This is a genomic window from Streptomyces sp. NPDC093591 (genome assembly GCF_044764885.1).
Classification (GTDB): Bacteria; Actinomycetota; Actinomycetes; order Streptomycetales; family Streptomycetaceae; genus Streptomyces.
The window spans coordinates 197,465-212,052 of record NZ_JBIWIY010000001.1 but is presented as its reverse complement, the minus strand read 5'-3'; the positions used below and the strand labels follow the sequence as shown (position 1 = coordinate 212,052).

Sequence of the window (14,588 nt, the reverse complement as noted above, 5' to 3'; positions counted from 1 at the left end):
GTGGAGGAGCCCACATGGCACCGCCCCTCTCCAGAAGAGCACTTCTCCAGGCCGCGGCGCTGGCGGCGGCGACGCCCGCGGCCTCGTTCGCGGCAACCGGCCGGGCCGCGGCCGCCGTTCCGGAGGCTCAGGCTGCGGCTGCCGTACAGGAAGCGCAGGCTGCGGCCGCCGCCCCGTCCACCTGGACCGTCCAGCCCTTCGCCCTCGACGACGTGGCCCTCAGGCCGGGCGTCTTCGCCGGCAAGCGTCAGCTGATGCTCGATCACGGCCGGGGCTACGACGTGAACCGGCTCCTGCAGGTCTTCCGCGCCAACGCCGGGCTCGCCACGGGCGGCGCGGTGGCCCCGGGCGGCTGGGAGGGACTGGACGGCGAGGCCAACGGCAACCTCCGCGGCCACTACACCGGCCACTTCCTGAGCATGCTGTCGCAGGCGTACGCGAGCACCGGGGAGCAGGCGTACGCCGACAAGATCGGGACCATGGTCGGGGCGCTGACCGAGGTGCGGGAGGCGCTGCGCCGCGACCCGCGCATGCTCGCCGTCACCGGGAAGTGGGGCGGCGCGCACGAGAACGTACGGGGCTCCTACCAGTACGTCGACCTCCCGGCCGCCGTGCTCGGCGGTGCCGCGGCGATCACCCTGTCGGTCTGGGTGAAGCCCACCCACAACGCCAACTGGCAGCGTGTCTTCGACTTCGGCAACAACACCACCCGGTACATGTACCTGGCCGGCCGCAACGCCAACGGAGTGCCGCGGTTCGCCATCACCACCAACGGGCCGGGCGGGGAGCAGGGGCTCAACGGCACCGCCGCGTTGCCGCTGAACCAGTGGAGCCATCTGGCGGTGACCATCTCCGGCAGCACGGGCACCCTCTACGTCAACGGCACCGCCGTCGCCCAGAACACCTCGATGACGCTCAACCCGTCCGTCCTGGGCACCCTGACGAACAACTGGCTGGGCCGCTCGAACTTCTCCGGCGACCCGGTGTACGCGGGCGCCTTCGACGAGTTCAACGTGTACGGGCGGGCCCTGACCGCGGCCGAGATCACCTCCCTGCAGACCAACGAGGCCAAGAACTCCTCCGCGGGGCTCGGCAACCTCGCGTCGTACTACTTCGCCACCACCACCGGCGGCACCTTCGCCGACGCCTCCGGCCGCGGGCTGACCGCCACCCTGCGCCGCACCTGGGGCGGGCCGAGCCACCCCGGGTTCCTCGCCGCGTACCCGGAGACCCAGTTCATCGAGCTGGAGTCGATGACCAGCGGCGACTACACCAGGGTGTGGGCGCCGTACTACACCGCGCACAAGATCCTCAAGGGCCTGCTGGACGCCCACCTCGCCACCGACGACGCCCGCGCCCTCGACCTCGCGTCCGGCATGTGCGACTGGATGTACTCCCGGCTGTCCAAGCTGCCCGACGCCACCCTCCAGCGGATGTGGGGCATCTTCTCCAGCGGCGAGTTCGGCGGCATCGTCGAGACGATCGTCGACCTGCACGCGATCACCGGGAAGGCCGAACACCTCGCGCTGGCCAAGCTGTTCGACCTGGACAGGCTCATCGACGCCTGTGCCGCGAACACCGACATCCTGGACGGCCTGCACGCCAACCAGCACATCCCGATCTTCACCGGTTACGTCCGGCTGTACGACGCCACGGGCGAGGCCCGCTACCTCACGGCCGCGAAGAACTTCTGGGGCATGGTCGTCCCGCAGCGCATGTACGGCATCGGCGGGACGAGCACGGCCGAGTTCTGGAAGGCCCGCGGGGTCGTCGCCGGCACGATCAGCGACACCAACGCCGAGACCTGCTGCGCGTACAACATGCTCAAACTGAGCCGGATGCTGTTCTTCCACGAGCAGGACCCGAAGTACATGGACTACTACGAACGGGCGCTGTACAACCAGGTGCTCGGCTCCAAGCAGGACAAGGCCGACGCGGAAAAGCCCCTCGTCACGTACTTCATCGGCCTGAAGCCCGGGCACGTGCGCGACTACACCCCCAAGCAGGGCACGACCTGCTGCGAGGGCACGGGCATGGAGAGCGCCACGAAGTACCAGGACTCGGTGTACTTCAAGAAGGCCGACGGCGGCGCTCTGTACGTCAACCTGTACAGCCCGTCCACCCTGACCTGGGCCGAGAAGGGCGTCACGGTCACCCAGAGCACGGACTACCCGAGGGAACAGGGCTCCACGATCACCATCGGCGGGGGCAGCGCGTCGTTCGAGCTGAAGCTGCGCGTGCCGTCCTGGGCGTCCGGCGGCTTCAAGGTGACCGTCAACGGCAGTGCGGTCGGCGGCACTCCGGTCGCGGGCAGCTACTTCACCGTGTCCCGGACCTGGCGCAGCGGCGACACCGTACGCGTCACGCTCCCGTTCCGGCTCCGGGTCGAGAAGGCCCTGGACGATCCGTCCCTGCAGACCCTGTTCTACGGCCCGGTCAACCTGGTCGGCCGCAACTCCTCGGCCGACTACCTCCAGTTGGGCCTGTACCGCAACGCCGGACTCTCCGGCGACCTGCTGCCGTCCCTCACCCCGGTGTCCGGCAAACCGCTCCACTACACCCTGGGCGGCACCGAGTTCGCCCCCTTCTTCGAGGGCACCGAGGACCCGACCCACGCCTATTTCCGGCGCTCGGAGCCAAGGGTGATCTTCGGCAACAGCGACTCAGGTGTCGCCAATCCCGCGAAGTCCGACGGCACCACGCTCCTGGACGAGATCTGGGCCGGGGCGCCGTTCAGCGGCAAGGGTGCGCTGGTCACACGCGTGCGGTCCACCGTGAACGCATGGGTGAGCGCGGGTCTGCTCAGCCAGGCCGACGGACAGACGGTGGTGCGTACGGCGGAGCAGGCCACGTACGCCCCCTGAGCCGCCGCCCGCCCAGGGCCCCGGGTCCGGTACTCGGGGCCCTGCTGCACGTGCGCCGCCCGCCCGGCACGGTGATCCTGGCAAGGTGACGATCGATGTATCGGCGGAGCGGGTGATCCCGCTGCCTCCCGAGAAGGTGGCCGAGTACGCCATGGACTGGCGCCACGACGCCGACTGGACACAGGGCATCCGTACCGCGGAGCTGACCCGCGAGGCCGAGGCGGGCGGCTTCGGGGTCGGCGCCGAGGTCACGCGGACGGCGTACTTCCTCGGTCGGCGCATCGACTACGTGCTGCGCGTGGCGTCGTACGACTTCCCGCGGCTGCTGGACATGGTGTCCGTGGCCGGCCCGATGCCGATGCACGTCACCTACGCCTTCGACCCGCACCCGGACGGCACCCTCGCCCGCATCCGGGTCCGCGGCGGCGGTGGCGGCTTCTACCGGCTGGCGGCGCCGCTCATGGGCCGGCAGGTCCGCTCCAGCATCGGCAAGGACCTGCGCGACCTGGAGCGCAGGCTCACGGCGGCCACCGCATGAGGCCGGTGCCGTCCGCTACGAACGGCGGCGGGGCTTGCCTCGGCCGGTCCCCTTGGCTCCCTTGGCGCCGCCGCGGGGGCTCCGGCCGGTTCCGGGCTGGCGCCGGGGGCTGCCGGTGCCTTCGGGGCGTTTGCGCTTGGGCTGGTCCGGGGCTGCCTGGGACGTGGTGCGGCCGCGGGTGCTGTTGACCGTGCGGCCGCGGACGACGCCGATGAAGTCCTCCACCAGGTCGGTGGTCGCCTCCTCCGGCCAGGACAGGGCGATGCTCGACTGGGGGGCGTCCACGAGCGTCCGGTAGGTGAGGTCCTTGCGGTGGTGGAGACGGGCCAGCGACTGGGGTACGACGAGCAGGCCGACGCCGGCCGCGACGAGCTCCACGGCGTCCGCGGTGGTCGCGGGACGCTCGAAGGCGGGCTGCCCCGGTGGCCGCTCCCAGTCGAGGACGTCGTCCAGGGGGTGGAAGAGGACCTCGTCGGCCAGGTCGTCCGTGGTCACCTCCTCCACGGCCGCGATGACGTGGTCCTTGGGGACGACGACGACCGTGGTCTCGGTGTACAGGGGGATCGCGCTGAAGAACGTACGGTCGACCGGCAGCCGGACGAACCCGGCGTCGGCGGCTCCGTCCCGCAGCAGGTCGGGCGCCTCGGCGGCGGTGGCCGCGTGGAGGGTGAGGGGGACGTCGGGGAAGCGCTCGTTCCAGATCCGCACCCACTTCGAGGGGGTCACTCCCGGGACGTACGCGAGCCGGAAGGAAGCGGCTGCTTCCGGGGACGAAGGCGGTGCTTCCGGGGACGAAGGCGGTGCTTCCGGGGATGAAGGAGGTACTTCCGAGCCTGTCACCTGGCCAGGTTACCGGCCGTGGTCGGCGGGGGGTCAGCCGGTCGATACCCTTGAGACCATGACGTCGCACCAAAGCACCCAGACCATGAAGCCCGCGACCGCGGCCAAGAAGCTGGGTGTGTACCTCGAAGCCACCCCTGCCGAGTTCCGAGAGGGTGTCGTCACGCGCGCGGAACTGAACGCGCTGCAGGCGGACCCGCCGCAGTGGCTGCGCGACCTGCGACGTGACGGCCCGCACCCCCGCCCGGTGGTCGCGGCGAAGCTCGGCGTGTCCATCGCGGGCCTGGCCCGCGGCGGCGTCACGGAGCCCCTCACCACCGAGCAGATCGAGGCGCTGAAGCAGGAGCAGCCCGAGTGGCTGCGGAAGGAGCGCGCCACCCAGGCCGAGGTCCGCAAGGAGGCGGCCCGCCTGAAGGAGCGCAACGCGGAGCGCGCCGCGGAGCGCCCCTGACCTAGCCCCCTCCACGTCTCGCCGTGGGCGGGTCCGTCCGCCGGAGCCCGGCCCGGTGAACCCGCCCACGCCTCCCGTCGGCTCAGTCCGTCACGGACCGTTCCTGGATCGACTCGAGGAAAGTGACCGGCGGGATGAAGAAGAGGGTTCCGGTGACGGCCTGCGAGTAGTCGAGGATCGGGTCGGGGCCGGATTCCGGGCCGCCGAGGAACATCTTCCGCATCATGGCCTCCGGTATCCGGGGCGTCCGGGCGTAGGCGATGAAGTACGTGCCGAACTCGCCGTGCCCGGGCCTGCCGAACGGCATGGCGCCGCGCAGTATCTCCAGCTCCTCCCCGTCCGGGCCGGTGACCGTGTTCACGTCCTTGTGGGAGCCGGGCACGTCGAGTTCGATGTTGGTCAGCTTGGACCGGCCGATCACCTTCTCCTGGGCCTCGACCGCCAGGGCCTCCCAGGCGTCCACGTCGTGCAGGTACTTCTGGACGATGGCATAGCTTCCGCCGCTGAACGCCGGATCCTCGTCCCCGACGACCGCCGCCTCGGCCGCCGCCCGGCCGACCGGGTTCTCGGTGCCGTCGACGAAGCCGAGGACGTTGCGCGAGTCGAAGTAGGCGAACGCCTGGACCTCGTCCTGGACGGTGACCGCGTCGCGCAGCCGCTTCATGATCTCGGCGGCCAGGGCGAAGCACAGGTCCGTGCGGGCGGCGCGGATGTGAAAGAGCAGGTCGCCGGGGGTCGACACGGCGCGGTGTCGTGACCCTTCCAGTTCCTTGAAGGGGTGCAGCTCCCGGGGGCGCGGATCGCCGAACAGCCGGTCCCAGGCCGTGGACCCCACTCCGGCGACGCAGCACAGGCCGCCGTCGGGACTCGGGAACCCGACGGCCCGTACCAGTCCCGCGAGCCCGGCGAGCAGATCACGGACCTCCGGCTCGCCGCCCGGCTCGATCGTGACCACCAGGAAGACGGCGACAGGCGCCGGCGGACTGAGCACCGGCTGTGACTGTGCATCGGCCAACCGCATCGACGACGACGGCATCGTTCCCCTCTCACCTCGAACCCCGCCAACTAACGATGCCCGGCCGAACCGTGAACGATACCCCCCAAATTTCCGTACATATGACTAGTACGACGGGTGAGGAAAACCGTGCGCGACGCCGTACTCCACCGCTCTCGACGCGGCGTTCGATGCCGCGTCCGATGCGGCATCCGACACCGCGTTCGACGCAGAAAACCCGCATGCGCACACACGTACGCATGCGGGATCATCCGGGAATGGTCCACCGCCTCGAACCCCTCGTCATCCGGCACGTCCACCGTCTCCCCTCCCCCGCGGGCCCCGCCGGGGAAGGCGCCGTCGCGGCACGGCAGTTCGACGCCGCGTTGATGTCCGCGGGCTTCAAGCTCTCGGCGGAGCTGCTGGCCCATCTGTCGGGGCTGTCCGAGGGCACGGTCGTCGACACCGCGGTACGGACGCTGGGCACGGTCCGCGAGATGGTCGGCGACCATGTGCGGCACAACGTGTACTTCGTCGACTTCCCGGCCAACGTGCCGGACACGTACGACTTCTGGACGCGCTGCATCGCCGAGGCCCTCACGGACGACGCGACGCGCGCGAGTGTTCTGGAGCAGGTGAGCGACGGTGCCGTCGACCTGCTCACCCTGCCGTCGTACGGCCGCTACCAGCACACCTACGCCGAGATGCTGGGCCACCACGAGGAGCTGATCGCGGCGGCCGGCGACCGTGTGACGGTGCTGCACCTGGGCACCGACGCGGATGCCGAAGTCACCGCCCTGTACCTGGCGTTGGCGGGCAGCGGCACCCCGCTCGGCGAGGACGGACTGCGTGATCTGGAGTTGCTGGCCGAGGCCTGCGCCGACGGGCCGCAGCCCGCGCAGATCCCGGTCCGGGAGAACCGTGCCGTGATCAACCGCGCTCGTCTGCGGGCCGGTTCGGCGCTTCTCCTGGACACGGTCACCGATGTGCTGCGGCTGGCGTGCGCGGTGTCGGGCGGTGACGTGACCCTTGTGGAGGCGACGCGGTTCCGCGGACTTACCCGACCGGTGCGCCGTGCGCTGCTGGCGGGCCTCGACTCGGTGGTCGCCGCAGCGCCCGCCAAGCTCGCGGACGTGCACGCGTACCGCGAGGACTTCAAGCGGCTCGGCGAGCGGCTGCACCCGCACGAGTACCCGCAGTGGCCGCACGCCGCCGACGTGTTCGCGGTCGCCCGCGGCGAGAAGAAGGCTCGCTCCTTCGACAGCCGAGTGGAGGAGCTGCTCGGCATGCACGACGTCACCGGCGCGGCGGAGCTGCTGAAGTCCGCGCCCGGAAAGCTGTTCCGCTCCCTGGACCGGCTGCTGCGCATGGCCCTCGACCAGGACGAGCGCACCACGGTCGCGGCCGCCGCCGAGGAGGTCGTGGGCGACGTGTCCGGCCGGGTCCTGCTGTCGGTCCGCGAACACCTCGCCAACCGCGCGCAGGACACCGGCGAGCCCCGCGTGTTCGTGAACCGGCTCGGCCGCGCCTGGGTCACCGAGGACGACCGCCCGCCCGTGCTGCCGCCCGAGCGCGAGCGTCTGATCGCCGTACTCGACGCGGAGATACGGCGCCGCCTGCCGGCCCCGGGCCATCTGCTGATCGACCCGGATGTCCTGGATGTCGCGCTGCCGCTCAGCGGCAGGGCGGCCCCGGCCGGGCTCGGCGTGCTGCCCCGCGGTTCGGTGTCGCCCGTGGACGGCGAGCTGCTGCGCTTCTTCGTGTACTGGAAGCAGGCCGCCCACCGCACCGACTACGACCTGTCGGCGCTGATGCTCGACGCCGACTACGCGACGGTCTGCTGGCTGGCGTACACCAACCTCAAGGACCTGGAGGGCGAGCACTCCGGTGACATCACCGAGGCGCCAGACGGCGCCTCCGAGTTCATCGACCTGCGCCTCGGTGCCGCGCGCGGCGAGTTCATCGTCCCGCAGGTCAACATCTTCTCCGGGGAGGGCTTCGAGGAGGTCGAGGAGTCCTTCTTCGGGTTCATGCTGCGTGAGGCGCGGCAGCAGGGCCGGCCGTTCGAGCCGCGTACCGTGCGTATGAAGTCCGGCCTGCGCGGGCCGGGCCGGGTCGCGCTGCCGCTGGCGTTCCAGCGCGGCCGCGACGGCCGGTGGCGTGCCAAGTGGCTGCACCTGTACCTGAAGGGCACTCCGGCCGCCAACCGGGTCGAGGCCAACCGGGTTTCGGTCGCGACACTGCTGCGCGGCATCGTGGAGCGCGAGCAGCTGACGGTCCGCTACCTCACCGGTCTGCTGGACGCCTCGTCGACCACCCTCTGGGACGGCGAGACGGTCCCCGAGGGCCCCGTCACCTACATCGGCCTGCAGCGGCCCGACGGTCTGCACCCGGAGTCGCGGATCGTCACCCCCGAAAATCTGCGCGACCTGATCCCCGCGTGACTGTTAGAGTCGGCCGTGGCGAGGCCATGAAGGGACTTCCTTCTCAACTCCTTCTTGAACTAGTCCTTTCGCTTTCCTCGCCACTCGACTTCCTACGGCCGGCTCAGCTGTCGTAGTCCACCGTCAGCGTCTCCGAGACCGGGTACGACTGGCAGGTCAGGACGTAGCCGGCGTCCACCTCGGCCGCCTCCAGCGCGAAGTTGCGCCGCATGTCCGCCTTGCCGTCGGTGACCAGGGCCCGGCAGGTGCCGCAGACGCCGCCCTTGCAGGCGAACGGCAGGTCGGGGCGGGTGCGTTGGGCGCCGTCGAGGATGGTCCGCTCACGCGGCAGCGCGGCGGTGGTGGACCGGCCGTCGAGGGTGATGGTGACCTGGCTGACGGGCCCCTGCGGGCCGCCCTCCTCGTGGTGCACCTCCCGCACGGGCTCGTCGTCGGCGTAGAACAGCTCCTGGTGCACCCGCTCCGCCGGGACCCCGAGGCCCTCCAGCACCCGTTGTGCGTCCCGGACCATGCCGTGCGGGCCGCACAGCCACCAGTGGTCGGCGCTCGTCACGTCGACCAGCGCGTCGATGAGCGTCGACAGCCGGTCGGCGTCGATCCGGCCGGAGAGCACCTCGGCCTCACGGGGTTCGCGGGACAGGACATGGGCGAGCTGGAACCGGGTCGGGTACAGGTCCTTCAGGTCGGCCAGCTCGTCGGCGAACATGACCGTGCCGGTGCGGCGGTTGCCGTAGAAGAGGGTGACCGTCGAGCGGGAGTCGGCGGCCAGGACGGACTCGGCGATGGACATCATGGGCGTGATGCCGGAGCCCGCCGCGATCAGCACGTGATGGCCGGGGGTCGTCAGGTCGGGGGTGAAGGCGCCGGTGGGGGCCATGACCTCGACGGTGTCGCCGGGGCGCACGTCCTCGACGAGCCAGGACGAGAACAGGCCGCCGGGCACGACCCGTACGCCGATCCGCGGGCTCGACCCGACCGGCGAGCAGATCGAGTACGACCGCCGCTCGTCCCGCCCGTCGATCTCCCTTCGCAACGTCAGCGACTGGCCGGGCGCGAAGGCGAACTCCTCGGCCAGCTCCGGCGGGATGTCGAAGCCGACGGCGACCGCGTCCGCGCACAGGGGTGTCAGGGTGGCGACGCGCAGGGAGTGGAAGGCCGGACGGCGGCGGGTGCGCGGGCGTACCGTGGCAGCCGTCTGTGCTTCCCTCAGGCCTTCCATTCAGATCTCCTTGACGTACTCGAACGGCTCACGGCAGGCGCGGCAGCGCCACAGCGCCTTGCAGGACGTGGCGGCGAAGCGGGAGGTCTCCTCGGTGTCCGCCGAGCCGCAGCGCGGGCAGGTCACCGCGTGCCGGGTGGGCGACAGCACGAGCGGGACCGGGCCGCCGGCGCGGGGGGCGGGGCCGGGCGGGGCGATGCCGTGCTCGGCGAGCTTGCGGCGGCCGGCCGGGGTGATCCAGTCGCTGGTCCACGGTGGATCGAGGACCGTACGGATCTCCACGCGCGCGTACCCGGCGTCGCGCAGTCGCGCCGCCACGTCCGCCCGCATCTCGGCCATGGCCGGGCAGCCCGAGTACGTCGGCGTCAGGCTCGCGACGACGGTGCCGTCCTCGGTCGTCTCGACGCTCCGCAGGACGCCCAGGTCGGCCAGGGTGAGCATGGGCAGCTCGGGGTCCGGCACCCCTTCGGCGATGTGCCGGGCGCGCCGGGCGTCGAGCAGGGTGGTCACCATGTCGCCTCCGGGTGGGCGCGGGCCACGCCCTGCAACTCGGCCAGCAGGGGCACGAGATGCTCGGTGTGCTCGCCGTGGCGGCCGGATCCGGGCAGCGGCCGGTACACCGGCATGGGCAGGCCGGCGGCCTCGGTGACCTGGCGCAGGACGGCGACGACCTCGTCCCGCACGTCGTACGCGGTGAACAACTCCCCCACGTACGGGGCCACTTGCTCCAGAGCCCGGCGTGTGCGGCGGTGCGACTCCTCGGTGCCGTCACCGAGGCGGACGACCCACTCGGCGGCGTACTGCCGGTGGTAGGCCAGCTCCTTGACGCCCTTAGCGGCGATCGCCGCCAGCACGGGGTCCGGGTGCGACGCCAGCCGCTCGAAGTGCGCGAGGCGCCAGCTGGACAGCATCAGCAGCCGGACGACCGAGAACGCGAAGTCGCCGCACGGGAGTTCGGCCAGGCGTACGTTGCGGAAGTCGCCGGCGTCCCGGAAGTAGGCGTAGGCGTCCTCGTCGCGTCCGGTGCCGTCGGCCTGGCCGGCGCGGGAGTACAGCAGGCGGGCCTGGCCGAGGAGGTCGAGGCCGATGTTGGCCAGCGCCACCTCCTCCTCCAGCTCGGGGGCGCGGGTGATCCACTCGGCCAGGCGCTGGGCCGAGACCAGGGCGTCGTCGGCCAACTCGACGCACAGGGCGGCCAGTTCAGCGGCGTCGACGCCCTCGGGCACGGTGGTGTCGACGCCGTGCAGCGGGTCCTCGAAGCCGGTGCCGTACGCCCAGCGGGCGTCGTCCTCGTGTCCCTCGGCGAGGGTCAGATAGACGTGGTCGTCACTCATGCCCTCTCCTTCAGATGTGCGGGACGTCGTCGGGGATGTCGTAGAACGTGGGGTGGCGGTAGACCTTGTCGGCGCTGGGCGCGAAGAAGGGGTCCTTCTCGTCGCGGGTCGAGGCGGCGATGTGCTCGGACCGCACCACCCAGATGGACACGCCCTCGTTGCGCCGCGTGTACAGGTCCCGCGCGTGCGTGAGCGCCATCCGGTCGTCGGCGGCGTGCAGCGAGCCCACGTGGACGTGGTTGAGCCCGCGCTTTCCGCGCACGAACACCTCGTACAACGGCCAGTCCTTCTGGTCGGCGCTCATGCCACCGCTCCCTTCTCCGCGCGGGCGGCCTGCTTGGCCGCGTGGGCGGTGGCCGCCTCGCGCACCCAGGCGCCCTCCTCGTGGGCGCTCCTGCGCCGCTCCATCCGCTGGTCGTTGCAGGGCCCGTCACCCTTGATGACCCGCATCAGCTCGTCCCAGTCCGGGGTGCCGAAGTCGTGGTGGCCGCGCTCGGCGTTCCAGCGCAGCTCCGGGTCGGGCAGGGTGACGCCGAGCTTGTCGGCCTGCGGGACGGTCATGTCGACGAACCGCTGGCGCAGCTCGTCATTGCTGTGCCGTTTGATCTTCCAGGCCATCGACTGCGCGGAGTTGGGCGAGGCGTCGTCCGGCGGGCCGAACATCATCAGCGACGGCCACCACCAGCGGTTCACCGCGTCCTGCACCATCTCCCGCTGGGCCTCGGTGCCGCGCATCATCGTCATCAGCAGCTCGTAGCCCTGCCGCTGGTGGAAGGACTCCTCCTTGCAGATCCGCACCATCGCGCGCGCGTACGGTCCGTAGGAACTGCGGCACAGCGGCACCTGGTTGCAGATCGCGGCGCCGTCCACGAACCAGCCGATCACACCGACGTCGGCGAAGCTCAGGGTCGGGTAGTTGAAGATCGAGGAGTACTTCTGCCGGCCCTCGATCAGCCGGTTCGTCAGGTCCGCGCGGTCGGCGCCCAGGGTCTCCGCCGCCGAGTACAGATACAGCCCGTGCCCGGCCTCGTCCTGCACCTTGGCGAAGAGGATCGCCTTGCGCCGCAGCGACGGCGCCCGCGTGATCCACTCGCCCTCCGGCTGCATGCCGATGATCTCCGAGTGGGCGTGCTGCGCGATCTGGCGGATCAGCGTCTTGCGGTAGCCGTCCGGCATCCAGTCGCGCGGCTCGATCCGCTGGTCGCGCGAGATCGTCGCATCGAAGTGCTCCTGCAGCTGCTCCGTCACCGATGTCATCGATACCAGCTTCCGACTTCCGGCTTCCCAACCGACCATTCGTTCGGTACCAGTGTGACTTGTTTTCGGGTGCCGAGCAAGACCCGTCACACAAGTCGGAGCCGCCCTCAATACCTCCACGGGGTATTGAGGGCGGCTCCGCGCCAGGCCGGGTTCACTTCCCCCCGTCGGGCACCTTCAGCTTGTCCCAGCTGACCTTTCCGGGGATGCCGTCCGCGTCCTTGCCCTTGAATCCCAGCTTCTGCTGCCAGGCGGCGTAGGAGCGGCGGTCGGCCTCCGTCCACTCCGGGCTCGGGCCCTCCTCGTAGCGGCCGCAGCCCTCGGCGACCAGGCGGCGGCCCATCGCCGTGATGATCGGGGACTTCTGGCCGGTGTGGAAGAAGCCGCTGCCGGGGAACGGCACGTACTTCGGCTTGGGCACGGGCGTCGGGTCGGGGGCGGGCTCACCGCCACCGCCGCCGCCCTTCAGCCGCTGCGCTATGCGCCCCCGCATCCCGTCCATCGTGAAGCCGCGCGGGTCGGTCTTGCCCGGCTGCCACTCCTTGTGGCCGATGACCGAGCGTTCGCTCCAGCCGTGGTGGCGGCAGATCGCGGCCGAGACCTTCTCGATGGCCTCCTTCTGCGCCTCGGGCCAGGGGTCCTTGCCGTCGCCGAGGTTGATGCACTCGAAGCCGTAGAAGCGGGCGTTGCCGTCGGTGTCGGCCTCGTTGTCGTGCGGCAGTTTCGACTCGTTGATCACGGCGCGCAGGACGTCGCTGTCGCCGAGGCCGGCGTGGTTGGCGCGGCCGTTGCCAACGAGGTGAACGTGGCCCTTCTTGTCGATCACACCGTGGCAGAGCGGGCCCGGCAGGCCGGAGTAGCCGTTGTAGCAGATGTTCACCGACGCCTCGGTGCCCTTGGTGACGGTGTGGTGGATCATCACGCCGTTCACCGGGCCCCAGGCGCCCTTGCTGTTGCGGTTGTGGGTGCGCCAGCTGCGCACCTCGTGGACCGTCAGACCCTCCGCGCGGAGGATCTCCACCATCTTGGACGCGCTCAGGGGCTTGGCCATTACTCGTCTCCCTCCGCCGCCGCCTCGGCGTCCGCCGTGGTCTGCGACCGCCCGCCCGACGGGTCCTCCGCCAACTGCTCCTCGCGGCGCGCCTGTTCCTCCGCCGCGAGCGTCGCCTCGTCCGCGGCCGGAATGCTGCTGGCCAGCGGGTTGAAAGCGAGGCGCAGGTCGACGGTGCCGCCCTCGCCCTTGACCAGGGCCAGCGGCGCGAAGCTGCGGACGATGCCGAAGGGGCCCCGCAGCAGCGGTCGGCGTGCCGGGTCCGTGGGCCACTCGACGCTGCCGGTGGCGGTGCGGGCGGGGATGATCCAGTGGTCGCCGGTGCGGTAGGTGGCGCCCTTGGCGAAGTACACCTCGACGCCGTCCTCCAGCGGCAGCCACTCCCCCTCCGCGACGGGGACCGCACCGGCCTTCAGAGCAGTCGTACGGCCCTTGCGCCGCGGTCCCTCGTGGTGGTCCCAGCGGCGCAGGAACGGGTTGAGGTGGGGCAGCCGTCCGACGGACTGGTCGGGCTCGGCGGACAGGCGCACCCGGCGGCCCGGCAGGTCCAGTTCCTCGACCCGGAGCAGGGGCAGGGGTTCGAGGCAGGAGGCGTACGCGGTGTCGACGAACTCGACGTGGTCACCGACGTCCAGGTCCAGCTTGTCGTCGTGCCCGAGGGACGCCAACTGCACCCAGGTGCCGTCGAGTTCGTCGACCGGGAAGACCACCGAACCGTTCTCGCGGGACCACTTGAAGGTGGCGTCCTTCGCCGCGCCGCCCGCGTGCACCTCGACGCGGTACAGCTGGTTCTCCTGGCCGCGGTAGCGGGCGTCCGGCTTCACGAGGCACGGGTCCTCGTCGGCGTGGTCGGGCCGCTCGCTGCGGGCGGCCAGGCGCGCGTTGGACGTGGCCTGCTTCTTGGCCCAGTTGTCGAAGGCGGCCCGGACGACCGCCTTGGACGGCTCGGTCTCCTCGATCTCCAGCGCCGCCAGCGACAGCGGCAGCACCTGCCAGACGACCTTCACACGGGCGGCCGTGTCCGGCATCGCCGCGCCGAGCGCGACCTCGCGCAGCGCGGGGTCCTCGGCGGCGGAGACGGCACGCTCCCACACCTTCAGGTAGACCACGAACGGCGACTGGGCGGGCGAGGGCAGCCGGTCGCCGGGCTTCTCCGGGTCGCGGAAGCCGTCGGGCTGGTCCCAGTAGGTCCAGTACGCGGGCGGGGCGGCGGCGTCCTGCTCCGCGGAGTCCTCGGCGTCGTCGTCCGGGACGGGCACGCCGGGTGCCGGGCGGGTCGCGTCGACCAGGATGCCGTCGACGTAGTAGCGGCCGCCGTGGATGAAGAGCGTGTCGATGTCGTGCCTGCCGCCCACATAGTCGATCTTGAAGCCCGCGGCGCCGCTCGGTCCGCCGTACCGGCCGATCAGATCGGCGGCGAACGTACGGGCCTGGTGGAGCTGGATCGCCGTCTGCTCGTTGATGTCGGCGTCGAGCTGGACGCGTCCTTGCTGGGCGACGACCGCCGAGTAGCGCCGTTCCGGGCGGAACGTGAGGCGGGAGAGGTCAGCGTGCATGAAGGGGGTCCCCCTGGTTCAGGAAAGTGCGGGTTCGCAA

13 protein-coding genes are annotated in these 14,588 nt (G+C 71.1%); 4 read left to right on the top strand and 9 right to left on the bottom strand.

Annotated elements, in window-relative coordinates:
• Positions 1-14: 14 nt before the first annotated feature.
• Positions 15-2,864, top strand: coding sequence for a beta-L-arabinofuranosidase domain-containing protein (locus ACIREI_RS00900; protein WP_403325756.1), 2,850 nt, complete (start codon positions 15-17; stop codon positions 2,862-2,864).
• An 85-nt stretch (positions 2,865-2,949) separates the two neighbouring features.
• Positions 2,950-3,402: an SRPBCC family protein gene (locus ACIREI_RS00895; protein ID WP_403325753.1), complete on the top strand. Its 453-nt coding sequence runs from the start codon at positions 2,950-2,952 to the stop codon at positions 3,400-3,402.
• Between the two features lie 15 nt (positions 3,403-3,417).
• Here the strand turns inward: ACIREI_RS00895 and ACIREI_RS00890 are convergent, their stop codons facing one another.
• Positions 3,418-4,128: a LysR family substrate-binding domain-containing protein gene (locus ACIREI_RS00890; RefSeq protein WP_403325750.1), complete on the bottom strand. Its 711-nt coding sequence runs from the start codon at positions 4,126-4,128 to the stop codon at positions 3,418-3,420.
• Between the two features lie 172 nt (positions 4,129-4,300).
• On the opposite strand from ACIREI_RS00890, the gene ACIREI_RS00885 reads away from it, so the two are divergent.
• On the top strand, positions 4,301-4,693 hold the full coding sequence (locus ACIREI_RS00885) for a DUF5997 family protein (protein ID WP_403325747.1): 393 nt from the start codon (positions 4,301-4,303) through the stop codon (positions 4,691-4,693).
• An 82-nt stretch (positions 4,694-4,775) separates the two neighbouring features.
• On the opposite strand, the gene ACIREI_RS00880 is transcribed toward ACIREI_RS00885, so the two are convergent.
• A complete protein-coding gene (locus tag ACIREI_RS00880) occupies positions 4,776-5,729 on the bottom strand; it encodes a Dyp-type peroxidase (RefSeq protein WP_403325745.1) in 954 nt (317 codons plus the stop codon).
• A gap of 236 nt (positions 5,730-5,965) precedes the next feature.
• Between ACIREI_RS00880 and ACIREI_RS00875 the strand changes: the two genes are divergently transcribed.
• The gene (locus tag ACIREI_RS00875; protein ID WP_403326849.1) at positions 5,966-8,131 is read left to right on the top strand and encodes a hypothetical protein; all 2,166 of its coding nucleotides are present in this window, start codon (positions 5,966-5,968) and stop codon (positions 8,129-8,131) included.
• 103 nt (positions 8,132-8,234) lie between these two features.
• Here the strand turns inward: ACIREI_RS00875 and paaE are convergent, their stop codons facing one another.
• The 7 genes from paaE to ACIREI_RS00840 form a co-directional block, all read right to left on the bottom strand.
• On the bottom strand, positions 8,235-9,350 hold the full coding sequence (gene paaE / locus ACIREI_RS00870; protein ID WP_403325742.1) for a 1,2-phenylacetyl-CoA epoxidase subunit PaaE: 1,116 nt from the start codon (positions 9,348-9,350) through the stop codon (positions 8,235-8,237).
• Positions 9,351-9,863: a 1,2-phenylacetyl-CoA epoxidase subunit PaaD gene (gene paaD / locus ACIREI_RS00865; protein ID WP_403325739.1), complete on the bottom strand. Its 513-nt coding sequence runs from the start codon at positions 9,861-9,863 to the stop codon at positions 9,351-9,353.
• Positions 9,857-10,684 (bottom strand): 1,2-phenylacetyl-CoA epoxidase subunit PaaC, encoded by an 828-nt coding sequence (gene paaC / locus ACIREI_RS00860; protein ID WP_403325736.1) that lies wholly within the window; start codon positions 10,682-10,684, stop codon positions 9,857-9,859. Before paaC ends, paaD begins: the two co-directional genes overlap by 7 nt.
• A 10-nt stretch (positions 10,685-10,694) precedes the next feature.
• The gene (paaB, locus tag ACIREI_RS00855; protein ID WP_403325733.1) at positions 10,695-10,988 is read right to left on the bottom strand and encodes a 1,2-phenylacetyl-CoA epoxidase subunit PaaB; all 294 of its coding nucleotides are present in this window, start codon (positions 10,986-10,988) and stop codon (positions 10,695-10,697) included.
• The gene (gene paaA / locus ACIREI_RS00850; RefSeq protein WP_403325730.1) at positions 10,985-11,980 is read right to left on the bottom strand and encodes a 1,2-phenylacetyl-CoA epoxidase subunit PaaA; all 996 of its coding nucleotides are present in this window, start codon (positions 11,978-11,980) and stop codon (positions 10,985-10,987) included. The genes paaB and paaA overlap by 4 nt, the downstream gene beginning before the upstream one ends.
• 115 nt (positions 11,981-12,095) lie before the next feature.
• Positions 12,096-12,992, bottom strand: coding sequence for a peptidoglycan-binding protein (locus ACIREI_RS00845; RefSeq protein WP_403325727.1), 897 nt, complete (start codon positions 12,990-12,992; stop codon positions 12,096-12,098).
• Entirely contained in the window at positions 12,992-14,548 is a 1,557-nt protein-coding gene (locus ACIREI_RS00840) for a DUF6519 domain-containing protein (protein WP_403325725.1), read from the bottom strand. Before ACIREI_RS00840 ends, ACIREI_RS00845 begins: the two co-directional genes overlap by 1 nt.
• Positions 14,549-14,588 lie beyond the last annotated feature (40 nt).